Origin of the sequence: Stenotrophomonas sp. SBJS02 (assembly GCF_020428325.2) — a bacterium.
GTDB lineage: Bacteria > Pseudomonadota > Gammaproteobacteria > Xanthomonadales > Xanthomonadaceae > Stenotrophomonas > Stenotrophomonas africana.
In genome coordinates this window covers 2,396,297-2,410,002 of record NZ_CP109812.1, presented here as the reverse complement: position 1 = coordinate 2,410,002, position 13,706 = coordinate 2,396,297, and the positions used below count along the sequence as shown (strand labels likewise).

At 58.0% G+C, this 13,706-nt stretch carries 9 protein-coding genes and 2 pseudogenes; 1 reads left to right on the top strand and 10 read right to left on the bottom strand.

The annotated features are described in order from the left end of the window. Positions 1 to 53 precede the first annotated feature (53 nt). From FQS62_RS11300 to FQS62_RS11290, 3 genes are read right to left on the bottom strand one after another with little or no spacing between them, the layout of a single operon-like run. Positions 54 to 926 (bottom strand): carbon-nitrogen hydrolase family protein, encoded by an 873-nt coding sequence (locus FQS62_RS11300; RefSeq protein ID WP_017354476.1) that lies wholly within the window; start codon positions 924 to 926, stop codon positions 54 to 56. Next, positions 923 to 1,528, bottom strand: a complete 606-nt coding sequence (locus FQS62_RS11295) for a GNAT family N-acetyltransferase (protein ID WP_017354477.1) — start codon at positions 1,526 to 1,528, stop codon at positions 923 to 925. Before FQS62_RS11295 ends, FQS62_RS11300 begins: the two co-directional genes overlap by 4 nt. A gap of 1 nt (position 1,529) precedes the next feature. Beyond that, positions 1,530 to 1,937, bottom strand: coding sequence for a ketosteroid isomerase-related protein (locus tag FQS62_RS11290; RefSeq protein WP_005413338.1), 408 nt, complete (start codon positions 1,935 to 1,937; stop codon positions 1,530 to 1,532). Between the two features lie 130 nt (positions 1,938 to 2,067). On the opposite strand from FQS62_RS11290, the gene FQS62_RS11285 reads away from it, so the two are divergent. Continuing rightward, positions 2,068 to 3,027 (top strand): LysR family transcriptional regulator, encoded by a 960-nt coding sequence (locus FQS62_RS11285; protein ID WP_180855139.1) that lies wholly within the window; start codon positions 2,068 to 2,070, stop codon positions 3,025 to 3,027. Between the two features lie 85 nt (positions 3,028 to 3,112). On the opposite strand, the pseudogene FQS62_RS11280 reads toward FQS62_RS11285, so the two are convergent. From FQS62_RS11280 to uvrB, 7 genes and pseudogenes are all read right to left on the bottom strand, one after another. Next, positions 3,113 to 5,763: pseudogene (locus tag FQS62_RS11280) on the bottom strand (excinuclease ABC subunit UvrA). 41 nt (positions 5,764 to 5,804) lie between these two features. After that, positions 5,805 to 7,132 (bottom strand): annotated as a pseudogene (locus tag FQS62_RS11275) (replication-associated recombination protein A). Between the two features lie 54 nt (positions 7,133 to 7,186). Beyond that, entirely contained in the window at positions 7,187 to 8,491 is a 1,305-nt protein-coding gene (locus FQS62_RS11270; RefSeq protein WP_180855145.1) for an NAD(P)/FAD-dependent oxidoreductase, read from the bottom strand. Between the two features lie 15 nt (positions 8,492 to 8,506). Then, the gene (gene fghA, locus FQS62_RS11265) at positions 8,507 to 9,337 is read right to left on the bottom strand and encodes an S-formylglutathione hydrolase (protein WP_180855147.1); all 831 of its coding nucleotides are present in this window, start codon (positions 9,335 to 9,337) and stop codon (positions 8,507 to 8,509) included. A gap of 68 nt (positions 9,338 to 9,405) precedes the next feature. After that, a complete protein-coding gene (locus tag FQS62_RS11260) occupies positions 9,406 to 10,734 on the bottom strand; it encodes a DUF3422 family protein (RefSeq protein WP_180855149.1) in 1,329 nt (442 codons plus the stop codon). Positions 10,735 to 11,238: 504 nt separating this feature from the next. Further along, entirely contained in the window at positions 11,239 to 11,514 is a 276-nt protein-coding gene (frmR, locus tag FQS62_RS11255) for a formaldehyde-responsive transcriptional repressor FrmR (protein ID WP_017354484.1), read from the bottom strand. Positions 11,515 to 11,726: 212 nt separating this feature from the next. Then, positions 11,727 to 13,706 carry an excinuclease ABC subunit UvrB gene (gene uvrB, locus FQS62_RS11250; protein WP_180855151.1) on the bottom strand — a complete coding sequence of 660 codons (1,980 nt, stop codon included), beginning with the start codon at positions 13,704 to 13,706 and terminating at the stop codon, positions 11,727 to 11,729.

Sequence of the window (13,706 nt, the reverse complement as noted above, 5' to 3'; positions counted from 1 at the left end):
GAGTTGCCAGCGACGCCCACGAGCACTTCATGGCCCAGGCATCTAGACGTTGGTTAGTTCAGGACCTCAACGGAATGGAAGCGGAGCTGACCATCCCAATCCTTGTCGACGGCTACCTGCGCTCGTGCACGGCTTGCTTCGAGCGCTGCGAAGTCAATGTCAGCAATCGCCCACTCCTGATCGTCGGAGGTCGCTGCGAGCACGCCGTCACTGGGGAAGCCATGGTCCATCGGTGAGAGGATCATTGCCTCACCGGTGTTGACATCAAGCGCTTCACTCCAGTCGGCGACGCCGGCGGTGACCGCCTTTGCCACGAACATCCGATTCTCAAGCGCTCGCGCTCGGCACCCAACATCGACACGGGTGGCACCGGCGTCGGTGTCGGTGCAACTTGGCACCAACAGCAAGCGCACCCCTGCCTCTTGCTGGAGGCGAACAGGAAGCGGAAATTCGCTGTCATAGCAAACCGCAATCCCGACACGCTTTCCGTCCTGCTCAAACGCCGCGATGCGATCGCCAGGCTCGATGACAACTGCCTGCTTCTCGAAGCCAGTAAGCTGAAGCTTGTCCTGCCATCCGCTGCGACCATCAGCTGTGAACCACCAGGCACGGTTGCGATACATCCCATGGGATGTTGCGGTGAGGAACGTTCCTGCCTGGATGGTCATTCCCAGTTCGACAGCCAAGGTGCTGTAGAGCTCACACCATGCGCTCTGATAGATCTGGAGCGACTCCAGGGTGGACCTCAGGCTAAGCTGAAGAGCTTCTGGAAGAGTCGAACCCAGTTCCAGCGACAGGTATTCCGGAAGTACTGCAAGCTCAACTCCTTGTTCCCGTGCGTCATTCAGAATTCGGCGCTGGCGCGCAGCGAACTCGGCAAAGGTCTTCGGACGACCGATCACGTACTTAGCTGCTGCAATCTTCATGTAACGTCCTCCAAGGAACGGAGCCAAAGTGAAAGTGTCTGCTCGGTTTCGTGCGTGGCTCCATGCTGCCGCCAAGGAAGAGCGACCTTCATCGCGCTCTGTTGTGCATACCCACGGCGAGTCCAGAAGCCTTCATTGCTTCGATATCCAGGTGGCCTAAGCGGATCAGTCTCCGACCGAACCACCGACGCGAAAGAAGACCACTTGAAGCCCTTTCGTCGGGCTTGCTCCTCTCTTCGATCAAAGAAGACGTGGCCCAAGCCAGCTCCTCTGTACTCCGGCCTCAGTACGGACTCCCCGCAGTAGAAGACTTCTTCTGGCCGGGGACCGTGCTCCTGGAAGGGACGAATGAAAGCGGCATCGGCGCTCAACAAAGGAAGGCCAGTCGATGCACCTACAACGTCCCTTCCATCCCTGGCCAGAACAACGATGCCCCCGTCAGACGTCGCATAATTGCGGAGGTAGTGACGCTCATAGTCCATGTCTCCTTCGTACAGGTAGGGATAGCTACTGAATATCTCGATCCGCAGCTGAGCGACGCGATCGAGCCAGTCCTCGATTTCGGTGCCGACCAGTACCTCTACTCGCACGTTGGTAGCCATTTCAGGGCGCCTTGTGGACCTGGGAAATCCAGTCCTCCAGGTTGTAGTAGTTGGTAACGCGCGCAATCTTTCCATCACGGATGTCAAAGAACGCGCCACCGGGAAGAACATAGATCTGCCCTGCAGCTGCAGGGAGACCTTCGTCCGTGTGGTGGTAGAGTCCGTGCACCACGTACTCCGCGCCGGCACGCGCACCATCGCTGCTGTACATCACCACGATGTCGTGAAGCTGCTCGCTGTAGCAGGAATCCATGCGGCTCAGGAACGCGCGGAATGCGTCGATCCCTACTTCGCGATTCCCCTGATTTAGATCGTGCACAACGTCGTCAGTGAGCATCGAGAGCATCGCGTCGCGATCACCGCGGTTGAATGCCTGGTAGTACTCTTCGATGTAGTTGAACTTGCTCATCAGGTTCTCCGGTCAGGTGAGGGTGTGGAGGAATTCTGGAGACCTGAAGAATTGTTGTATATGGAATTGATAGGATTTCATAATTCCCTGAAATGGAATAATATGAGCCCAACGACCACAGGGCCTTAAGATGAACAGCGAGCTGGATCTTCTAAAGACGTTTAGGGCCGCGGCTGAGGCGCCGAGCTTTCGTGAGGCCGCTGTTCGACTGGGAAGCTCTCCTCAGGCCATCACCCGAGCGATACAGGCCCTTGAAAGTCATTACGGGGAGCTGTTGTTCCACCGAAGCACACGCCAGGTTCGCATCACGGCCTTTGGGGAGGACCTCTTACATCAGCTGCGGCCGGCGCTTGAGGGCTTAGACAAGCTGTGGCGCCCGCGAACCAAGGCGACGGCCTCACAGATTGAGGGCACAGTCCGAATTAGTGCCCCTCACAGCATGGGCTCCAGGGCAGTTCTTGCCGCCTTGGATACAGTGACCCAAAGTCACCCGGGAATTGTCTTGGACGTTCGCTTAAGCGATCGGGTTGCAGACGCTGTCGATGAAGGGATCGATGTCGGAATCCGCGTCGGCTTCATGCGTGATAGCAGATTCATTGCGAAGAAGGCAGGAGAGATGCGACTGCACGTCGTTGGCTCCCCCGCACTTGTAGAGAGAATCGGAGCACCAGCGGAGACTAGCGAGCTCTCGCGGTTTCCACTGGTTGCGTCGGTGGACATCAATACAGGCAGGCCCTGGCCCTGGTACTTGGCTGGAGGCGTACAGGTGGCGCCGACAGCACCGGTCTTCATTGCAGACAATGCCGACATGGAGATGGCAGGGGTCATTGCGGGCTTGGGGTTTGCCCAACTTGCTGATTACATGGCTGCCCCACTCATTCAGTCAGGTGTTCTGCAGCGTGTGATGGAAGAATTCGATCCTGCGCCGTGGGGCTTGTACGTCTATCGGCCTCAACGCGGCCCAGTCTCACCTCGCGTCAGAGTAGTTTTCGATGCACTCCATTCCGCCGTCGGAGCACTACCGAGCCTTACGCAGATGGCGCCCTCCCCCACCTCGGCCCTAACGCCACCCAAAGCAGGGAAGCGCTAACGCCGAGTCGCTTGGCCGCTCTCTGATACGGGATCTGGCCGCCATGAGCGCCAGGGACGCTCATGGTGGCCAAAAGAGCGTCGGGTCAACCCGCGCGGGCGAGTTCCTCAGCCAAGAAGGGGGCGGTACGGCTTCTCTTCACGCGAGCGACCTGTTTTGGAGTTCCTGCCGCCACGATCTGCCCGCCCGCATCACCGGCACCTGGACCCACGTCGATTACCCAATCCGCCTGAGCAACGGCACGCATGTCGTGCTCAATCATGACCACCGTATTGCCGGCATCAACGAGCCGCTGGAGCTGCACAAGCAGCCTATCCGCGTCCGAGGCATGGAGGCCCGTAGTGGGTTCATCCAGGACATACAGTGTCCGCCCGCGCTGGCTCCGTTGAAGCTCTGTGGCCAGCTTGATGCGCTGCGCTTCACCACCCGATAGCTCGGTAGCCGGCTGGCCCAGTCGAAGGTATCCAAGACCAATCTCCTTCAGCAACTGAAGTGGGCGAGCGATCGCGTCCTCATCGCCAAAGAATTCACGTGCATCGTCGACAGTCATCCGCAGAACGTCTGCAATGTTCTTACCGTTCCAAAGCACCTTCAGCGTAGCTTCGTTGTATCGCGCACCGTGGCACGTTGGGCACGGTGCATAGACGCTAGGCATAAACAGCAGCTCGACGCTCACGAATCCCTCCCCTTCGCACGTCTCACAACGTCCCTTGGCCACGTTGAAGGAGAATCGACCTGCGTCGTAACGTCGACGCCGCGCATCTGGTGTTGCGGCAAACAGCTTTCGAACATGATCGAAAAGGCCGGTGTAAGTCGCGAGATTCGATCGCGGCGTCCGTCCGATTGGCTTCTGATCAACCTGGACGAGACGCTGAATAGCATCGACATCTCCGCCGAGGTGTCCCCCTGTCGTCTCGATGACGGTTGGCCCGTCTGCTGCCCCCGTTTCCACCGCGTCGTCTTCAGGCTCGTGGCCAAGTTGAAGCATCATCAACTCCGGCAACGCTTGGGCGACGAGGCTGGACTTGCCCGATCCCGAAATCCCGGTCACCGCGGTGAGGATGCCCAGAGGTATCTTCGCATCAATGCGCTTCAGGTTGTGACGCTGGATGCCCTGAAGTTCCAGCCAACCACTCGCTTGACGCTCTTGGCCACTAGGGGGCGGGACCTTGTCAAAGAGGTACAACGCGGTACGTGACTCGTCGATGTCACGAAGACCATCCGGCTCTCCGCTGTAGAGCACTTTGCCGCCCCGCTCTCCCGCCTCAGGCCCAACATCCACCAACCACTGGGCACGGCGCATCAGCTCCAGATCGTGCTCCACAACAAATACGGAATTACCACCGTCGCGGAGGCGGTCCAAGGCGTCATAGAGAGCCTGGCTGTCGGAGGGATGAAGACCTGCCGACGGCTCGTCCAACACGTACACCACGCCAAAGAGCAGCGAGCTCAACTGCGTGGCGAGTCTCAATCGCTGCAGCTCGCCAGCGGACAATGTCGGCGTAGCGCGATCCAAAGTTAGATAGCCAAGCCCAAGGCCACGCAACTGACTGATTCGGCTCATCACTCCACTAGCGAGGCGCTGCGCGGCCAGGCGCTTCTCCTCCGACAGCGCTGAGGTGCGGCGGACGTCAGGAGACACCGCGTGGACCGCCCGCCCACTGGCCGCCCTATCGGCGCGATCACGACGGGTGGCTTCCTTGTTCGCCTTGCCCCCGCCAGCATGAGCACTGAAGTCTCCTCGAGAAATGGGCTCGAGCAGGGACGCCAGTTGGTCAAGAGGCATCTGCATGAATTGACCAATGTCCACACCCGCAAATGTCACTGACAGCGACTCTGCCTTAAGCCGCTTGCCATGGCACGTGGGACAAAGCTTACCCTCCATGTATCGCGATACGCGGCGCCTCATCAGGGCACTTTGCGTGTTAGCAAACGTGTGCAGGACATACCTACGGGCGCCAGTGAAGGTTCCCATGTAGCTCGGCTCAGTTTTACGCTTCAGGGCCGCACGCGTCTCCGCCGGCGTGAACCCAGCATAGACCGGCACAGTGGGCGACTCCTCGGTAAACAGAATCCAATCGCGGTCCTTCTTGGGAAGGTCCTTCCAAGGCCTATCAATGTCGTAGCCCAGCGTCACCAGAATGTCGCGAAGGTTCTGCCCGTGCCATGCAGGTGGCCACGAAGCAATGGCACGCTCACGGATGCTCAGCTTTGGATCCGGCACCATGAGGGCCTCTGTCACCTCGTACACATGGCCAAGGCCATGGCAGGTCGCGCATGCGCCCTGGGGAGTATTGGGTGAGAAGTCCTCGGCATAAAGCATAGGCTGATCAGCCGGATATGCTCCGCGCGGGAATACATCATACGAATGAGGCTGGATAGCGTGGTGACGCTACCCACCGAAGATCGCGCATTGCTGGCACCACGCTGCTGCTGCAGCGCTACTGCCGGCGGGAGTCCATCGATGGAGTCAACATCAGGGACGCCTGCCTGATCGATTAGGCGTCGAGCATAGGGAGCAACGGACTCAAAGTACCTCCTTTGAGCTTCCGCATAGATTGTCCCGAATGCAAGAGATGACTTCCCGGAACCGGATACACCGGAAAAGACGACCAGTGCGTTGCGAGGAATTGAGACATCAACGTCTCTAAGGTTGTTCTCACGCGCACCGCGCACCTCTACAAGGCCGCTTGCTGCGACACTGCAGGAAGCTTCACCGAACGTGGCGTTTGGCATGTGCATCTCTCTGTAGGTTGTAGACGTTAAGTTCAGCTGGATCACTGGCCGGAAGAGGGTTCGGCTTCGGTTTGCGATGCCTCTTCATCCAAGGCTCGCTGCCATGCCTGTCTCTCAGCCAAGGCGCGCTCAGCTCCCCGATCAGTGGGCCGATACCAGTTCGGCCTCTCCACACCCTCCGGCAGGTACGTCTGTCCAGCTGCGTAGCCGTCTGGCTCATGATGCGCGTAGCGATATGCTTGTCGATACCCCATCTGCCTCATAAGCTTCGCTGGAGCATTCCGAAGATGCATGGGAACTGGCAATGATCCGTGCTCCTTGACGAAGGCCCTTGCTAGATCCCAAGCGGCATAGGACGCATTCGACTTGGGGGAGAGCGCCAGATAGGTCGCAGCCTGGGCCAAGACAATTTCACCTTCAGGAGAGCCAAGTCGCTCATACGCCTGCGCAGCATGGATGGCCAAGTGCAGAGCGCCCGGATCAGCATTTCCGATATCTTCGCTTGCCATAACAATCATTCGACGTGTGACCTGGCTCACGTCCCCGCCCCCATCCAGAATGCGCGCTAGCCAGTAGAGGGAGGCGTCGGGGTCAGAGCCACGCAGTGATTTGTGAAACGCGGAGAGCTGCCAATAGAACTCGTCCCCGCCCTTATCGAATCGGCGCAGTGACGGGCTAGTGGAGCGCTTGGCAAACTCAAGATCCACCTCTTCCACCCGCTTCTCAGAGGCCGCAGTTGAGACCTGCTCGAGAAGGTTCAGGAATCTGCGGCCATCACCATCAGCGAAGCCCTTCAGCAGCTGCAATGCGGGATCGGAGAGGTCAACGCCTCGCAAGTGAGGTCTGGCGCGTTCGTAGAGCTTCTCAAGATCTGCGTCAGAGAGAGGCTCAAGTGTGTACACCTGCGCGCGCGAAAGCAGCGCCGAGTTAACGGCCAGTCCTGGATGCTCTGTTGTGCCACCCACCAGTGTGAGTAGCCCTGACTCAACGTGAGGTAGCAGCGCATCCTGCTGGGCCTTGTTGAACCGGTGAATTTCGTCGACGAAAAGTACCGTGGAGCGACCGCGTACGTCGAGTTCGGCCCGCGCATCATCAATGGCCTGCCTGATGTCCTTTACCCCGGCAAGTACGGCGGAGATCGCAATGAAGTGACTGTCAGTCACCATCGCTGCGAGGCGCCCCAGGGTGGTCTTACCGACGCCCGGGGGCCCCACATGATGAAGGAGTGCAGACTTCTTGCTTCAAAGGCAAGACGCAAAGGCTTCCCTGGCCCCAGCAGGTGCTGCTGCCCAACGAACTCGTCGAGAGACTTCGGTCGTAGCAGTTCGGCCAGTGGTGCCCTTGGTTTCGCTGTGAATAGATCTGCCAAGGTGTTCTCCTTCGGGAAGTCAGTTGCGAGTATGCATTCGGAGCTTCTTGGCCCCTATTTCAGCTTCCCATCCAATGAGCCGCTTGTGGCATTGCCTGCTTTATCACGGAGGATGATGCGAGCTCCTCTGTATCCAACGCTGTGATTCCATACCCAGCTCATTGCGACGCTCAGGCGATTTCGCACTCCGATAAGGAAGTAGATGTGAGCGAGCTTCCAGATCCACCATGCGATTCCTCCGCTCAGCTTTAGCTTCCCCATATCGATTACTGCAAGGCTGCGTCCAATCGTGGCGAGGTTGCCTTGGTGCCGGTACTTGAACGCAGCGGTCCTCCGCGCCCCTGTTATCAGCCCTTCAATCTGGCCCGCGACGTACTTGCCTTGTTGCTTGGCCGCAGGCGCGATTCCAGGAACGGTCTTTCCGTCCGCAGTGGCTGATGAAGCAGTGTCCCCAATCACGAAGATGTTGGGGGAACCAGGCACCGTTAGATCAGGGCCGACGATTGCGCGCCCCGCCCGATCTGATTCGGTGTCGAGCCAACGTGCGGCTGGAGACGCCTGAACTCCGGCTGCCCAGACGATTGTGGATGCCGCCAGCTTCTTGCCATTGAGCATCACCCCATCAGAGGCGCACTCTGTGACAGGTGCCCCCAACAAAACTGATACCCCAAGCTTCTCGAGGGCGCGCCTCGTGTACTCGGAGAGCTTTTCAGGAAAGACGGGAAGCAGCCGCGGACCCGCCTCAATGAGAAATACCCGGGTTTTGCTGGGATCAACTGACCGAAAGTCATCCTGCAGCGTGCCTCGCGCCAGCTCCGCGATGGTTCCGGCAAGCTCGACACCTGTAGGCCCACCACCAATGATCACAAAGGTTTGAAGGGCTTCTCGAACCTCGGGATCATTGCAGAGCTCCGCTTGTTCGAACGCGCTCAGGATCCTGCCTCGAATGGTTGTTGCATCCTCCAGGCTCTTCAGGCCTGGAGCGTACTTCGACCATTCGTCATGCCCAAAGTAGGCATGTGTCGCTCCCGTAGCGAGCACAAGGGTGTCGTAAGGGTATCGAGTGCCGTCCTGAAGGATCACTTGGCGGGCAGCTTTATCCACACCCTCGACCTCCGCCATGAGGGTCCTCACCTCGGGGCGGTCACGGAACAGATAGCGGATCGGCCATGCAATCTCCGACGGTGACAGTGACGCACCAGCTACCTGGTAGAGCAGCGGCTGGAACAAGTGATAGTTCCGCCGGTCAATGATTGTTACATCGACATCCACTCCTTCAAGGTGCGTGGCGGCCTCCAGTCCGCCGAAGCCCGCCCCAACGATCACAACTTGATGACGATTTCTGGAGGTCTTGATCACGGCAGCACTCCTTGGTTAGGTGTTCAGCGCCGATGCGTGGTGCTTGAGATGATCGGCAATGAAGCTGGAGATGAAGTAGTAGCTATGGTCGTAACCATCGCGAAGGTTCAGCGAGAGCGGATGATTCACTTTGGCGCATGCATCTTGAAGCAGTTCGGGGCGGAGCTGATTCTGCAAGAAATCATCGCTGAGCCCTTGATCCACCAGCAGGGGCAGGCGCTCCTTTGCATCTGCGATCAGCTCCACGGCGTCATACTGCCGCCACTGCTCCTGATCTCCCCCCAGGTAGGCCGAAAACGCCTTCTGGCCCCAAGGAACCTGAGTAGGTGCCACGATCGGAGAGAAGGCGGATACGCTGCGATAGCGACCTGGGTTTCGCAAAGCGATGACCAAGGCACCGTGGCCGCCCATTGAGTGGCCGCTAATTGAGCGAGCCTGGCTAACAGGGAAGTTCTTCTCAACGAGAGCAGGCAGCTCACTTACAACGTAGTCATACATGCGGTAGTGGTCAGACCACGGTGCCTCGGTGGCATTAACGTAGAACCCTGCGCCTTGGCCGAGATCGTAAGCCGGATCATCCGCGACGGACTCTCCGCGCGGACTTGTATCCGGAGCAACGATGGCAATGCCATGCTCAGCAGCGAGCTGCTGCACTGCAGACTTGGTGATGAAGTTCTGCTCTGTGCACGTCAGGCCCGAGAGCCAGTAGAGAACAGGTACCGGGCCGCTGGACGCCTGCGGAGGGAGATAGACTCCAACCTTCATGGTGCAGCCAAGGCTGGATGATTCATGCTGGTAGACGTCTTGCCATCCACCGAAGCTTGCGTGACGCTCAATGCGTTCCATTGTTCTTTCCTCAGAATTGAATTTGATAGGCCATCTATCGCGAATCGAATGTGGCCTTAAGCCAGGCTTTAGGCCTTGTCTTCGATAGCCGAGTCACCGTGTGCATGCCTGATCCTTCGGACAATCCACCAAATCAGCAGCAATACAGCGGGAACCAAGATCGCAGTGACGGTTGCTGCGATGTCATGCGTCCCAGGCAAACCCTTGAGCAGGTATGCGAGAAGACTTACGACGTAGTACGAGATGGCGGCCACCGACAAACCTTCCACCGTCTGCTGCAGGCGCAGCTGAACCTTCGCCCGATCATTCATGGACGCCAGTAGATCGCGGTTCTGCCGCTCGAGCTCAACATCAATCCACGACCGAAGAAGCGAGATCGAGCGCGTCAACTTGTCTGAGAGCTTGCCCTGCCGCTCCTTCACGGACTGGCAAGTTCGCATGGCCGGTGCAATTCTTCGATACAAGAAGTCCGCCCAGGTGCTATAGCCGGCAACTTGATCCTCGGCCAACGCATCGAGTCGCTCTTCAACAATTTCGTAGTAAGCCCGACTTGCACCAAACCTATAGAGATTTGCCGCGGCGTCCGCCTCCAACTCTGCAGCCAGGCTGGTCAAATCCGAGAGGAGTACGTCACTGTCACGACGTCCACCGGAGGCCCTGCGCATCTCTTCAGTAATTGCAGCCAGACGCGCCTCCATGCGACGAAGATTCGACGTCATGGAGCGAGTCAGCGGTAGCGCTAGCAGGGCAAGCGTTCGGTATGTCTCGACCTCGAGCAGTCGTTGCGCCAGCGCTCCTGCCCGCGCCGGAGTCAGGTCACGATCAAGGATGAGCATGTGGGTTAGCCCTTCCTCGTCTTGCCGGAAGTCGGTCACAATGGCCGCGGCACCGTTCTCAACCAGCGAATAGCAGCGGCTGACGGGATCAAAGCAATCTATTTCCTTCTCCGCCTCCGCGGTCCAAGGCAAAAGCCTGACGCTAACAGCCGAGATCACGGGTCCTGGCGGCTTGAATCCCTGTCTAAACGGGTTGTCCCCACAAGGCTCACCTGTTTCTGAGCTCAGTGGTGCGCTCCAGAGGTAGGAAGAGAACTCAGTGTGCTTCTCGCAGTGCAGATCACCCTCATTCCACGTAAGCGCGTGATGAGGTGTGGTGTGATCCTCGACTGCAGCCCCCATACGACCTGACAGATCGTCAATCGCGGCACGATCTCGACTCATGTCCCCTTCTGTCATGAAGGAGAGCTGGAGAAGGCTTCGCGGAGACTGGGTGAGCAGGTGCGGTCGCGCATGGACTTCCTCAACGGCGGCGCGGCGGTCCGCGTGCGCCGGCATCCCATATACGTAGCCTTCCGCTGGCGTGCCTGCAGCTTGGCTCAGGCCGGATGGGTCATTCATACATAGCCTCAAGAATGGATGATCTTCTAAACACCGCTCACGGGAGGCCTATCACTTGCTTGTGCGATAGCTCAGCGAAAGGCCGCGTGGTGGAACCGGCTCTGGTGTAGGGCGGTAGTGGGAGCCACAACAAGCGGGGAGGACAGCACCGCATAGATCGCAGGCCCTTGCTCTCCCACCTTCCAAGCCAGGCGCGGACCGCATGGGGGCCGCAACGAGGCTGGAAGCTCACTTCAATGGGCCTGCCATGACTCAGTCAGATGCCGAAGTCAACGACGCCGGCCGAGAATGCCCGCTCCAAGAAATACAGACAGGCGCAACTCGACTGACATCATCCAGCATGCCCTGGAGCCTCCTGGAAAGGCCTCAACGTCCTAGTCGTGACGCCCTAACCCACGAAGGGGCTAGGAATGGCGGGTTCTACTTGAAAAAGAAGTAGTTCGGACACCCATAGATTGCCTCCTCTACTTAGTACTAGCGCCATCAAGCAATGCTGCGAACTGACTAACGGAGATAGGAGCGGACAATAGAGATGGTCTCGTCAATCGACTTCCTCTGAGAGTCGGTGTGCGTGTCGCTATGCGGGAACTCTTCACGCAGATAGCTCTCCAGAACCGTCGCCATCAAACCATTGACCGCCCCGCGCACAGCAGCAAGCTGCTGAAGTACTGCAGCACATTCCGCCCCGCTCTCCAGAGCCTGCTCCAATGCAGCCACCTGTCCGCTGATCCGACGTACACGGGTAAGGGCCTGCTTTTTCTCCCGAGGGCTGTGAGGCATTGCGCACCTGTACGTATCACATGAGGGAACGATACTATACTCCCCGATAGTATGCAAGCTAGCAATCTGGGAGGGTCTTTTGCTCCGTTGACTCAGTCTGCACCTGATTTCGAGCCGCCGCCAGAGGCCAGTGACAGGCCCCTCTCGCCCCACCCGCACACCAGAAAAGGCGGGCTCCTGCAGGAGCCACGCCCCACCACTCGAAAGAGTGGTTACATGTAGATGAATTGGCGGTATAGCTTGTCTAGCTCCAGCCTGACGAACTCGATCTCCTCCTCGTCCCCGGCATCAGAGAGCTCCAGAAGCTGTCGCTCCTTTGATGTAATTCGATCACAGAGATCTTTTAGGTTGGCGCAGAACTCCGCTGAATGGGCTTGCGACCGGTCAGGGCGAGCCTCTGTTGATCCCAACATTCCGCGAGACGTTGACGGGGTGATGCCGAACTCCTCATTGAACGCGATCTGATGCTGTCGCCTGTCATCAGTCTCAGAAATGGCCTGCCGCATCGCACTGGTGATCGTATCGGCATACATGATCGCCTTACCGCGCGAGTTTCTTGCGGCTCGTCCAATCATCTGAATGAGGGCCTGGCTCGACCGAAGGAAGCCCGCCTGGTCCGCATCAACGATAGCGACCAGAGAGGCCTCAGGAATATCGAGTCCCTCTCTCAGCAGACTGATGCCCACTAGCACATCGAACTCGCCAGCCCTCAGCCCATTGATGATCTCAACTCGATCCTCTGCCTTGATATCCGAGTGCATGTACTTCGCACGCACCCCTTGATCCTCGAGGAACTCGCACAGCTCCTCAGCAGACACCTTTGTCAGCGTGGTCACCAAGACCCTGTCGCCCTCTCGTACACAACGGGCGATCTCTGACAGAAGATCGCGCCTGTAGCCCTCCCTCGGCCTCACCTCTACCAGCGGATCGAGCAAGCCAGTGGGCCTGATGAGCTGGTCAATCAATCTTCCCTTGGATCTACCAATCTCATAGGCCCCAGGCGTAGCCGAAACGAAGATCGTCTGAGGCTTGATGGCTTCAAACTCAGAGAAGCTAAGCGGTCTGTTGTTCATCGCCGAAGGTAGACGGAACCCGTACTCGATTAGAGTCTCCTTCCTGCTCTGATCGCTCCTGAACATTGCCGCGATCTGAGGAACCATGACGTGCGACTCGTCAACAAATAGCAGGCCATCCTTCGGGAGGTAGTCCATGAGCGTCGTCGGCCTAGCTCCTGACGGCTTTGAGTTCAGGTAACTGGAGTAGTTCTCCATGCCAGAGCAATAGCCCAGCTCCCTCATCATCTCCACGTCGTTCGTGATCTTCTCGTAAAGCCTATTTGCCTCAACGATTCGACCAGATGCGTTGAGCTCCGCCACCCTGGCCTCCAGATCCTTGAGGATGGACTTCGTAGCCTCATTGATTTCTGTTTTGGGGCTTGCGAAAAGAGTCTTTGGAGAAACGAGGTAGCGCGTCTCATCGCCAAGCTTCTTCCCTGTAATCGCATCAATCCAGGTGAGCGACTGCACTCGCCCCTCATCCGTGAGCTCTACTCTAATTGCCTTGTACTCAGAGTCGGCGGGAAAAATATCGACCACATCGCCAGACACACGGAACGTGCCACGCTTCAGGGTCCGCTCAGTCCTGTCGTACTGAAGCGATGCAAGCCGACGCAGGAAGTCCCTCTGATCCAGCTCGATTCCAAGCGCAAGCTCAACCTGCAGATCCCGGTAGCTCTGTGGGTCCCCGAGTCCATAGATTGAGGACACCGAAGCGACAACAATCACGTCTCTACGCTCTATCAGAGACTTCGTAGTCGATAGTCGAAGCCTCTCAAGGTGATCATTGATGGCTGAGTCTTTCTGGATGTAACGATCGCTACCTGGGATATAGACCTCTGGCTGGAAGAAGTCGTAGTAGGAAACGAAATACTCCACGGCATTCTCGGGGAACAGCGCCTTCATCTCCCCGTAGAGCTGAGCAGTCAACGTCTTGTTTGGCGCAAGAATGAGCGTGGGTCGCTTCAGCCGATGGATCACATTGGCCATCGTGAAGGTCTTCCCTGACCCTGTAATTCCCTTCAAGGTCTGATGTGTTGCTCCCTCCTCGATGCCAGCAATTAGCCTGGCAATCGCTTCGGGTTGATCCCCGGCCGGCGTATGATCCGAATGCATTACGAACATATCTGTTGACAT

What these genes read in the sequence shown, in the direction of transcription:
- FQS62_RS11300 (WP_017354476.1), bottom strand. Translation starts at nt 926, where the DNA reads ATGAAGATTGCAGCAGCTAAGTACGTGATCGGTCGTCCGAAGACCTTT.
- FQS62_RS11295 (WP_017354477.1), bottom strand. Translation starts at nt 1,528, where the DNA reads ATGGCTACCAACGTGCGAGTAGAGGTACTGGTCGGCACCGAAATCGAG.
- FQS62_RS11290 (WP_005413338.1), bottom strand. Translation starts at nt 1,937, where the DNA reads ATGAGCAAGTTCAACTACATCGAAGAGTACTACCAGGCATTCAACCGC.
- FQS62_RS11285 (WP_180855139.1), top strand. Translation starts at nt 2,068, where the DNA reads ATGAACAGCGAGCTGGATCTTCTAAAGACGTTTAGGGCCGCGGCTGAG.
- fghA (WP_180855147.1), bottom strand. Translation starts at nt 9,337, where the DNA reads ATGGAACGCATTGAGCGTCACGCAAGCTTCGGTGGATGGCAAGACGTC.
- FQS62_RS11260 (WP_180855149.1), bottom strand. Translation starts at nt 10,734, where the DNA reads ATGAATGACCCATCCGGCCTGAGCCAAGCTGCAGGCACGCCAGCGGAA.
- frmR (WP_017354484.1), bottom strand. Translation starts at nt 11,514, where the DNA reads ATGCCTCACAGCCCTCGGGAGAAAAAGCAGGCCCTTACCCGTGTACGT.
- uvrB (WP_180855151.1), bottom strand. Translation starts at nt 13,706, where the DNA reads ATGTCAACAGATATGTTCGTAATGCATTCGGATCATACGCCGGCCGGG.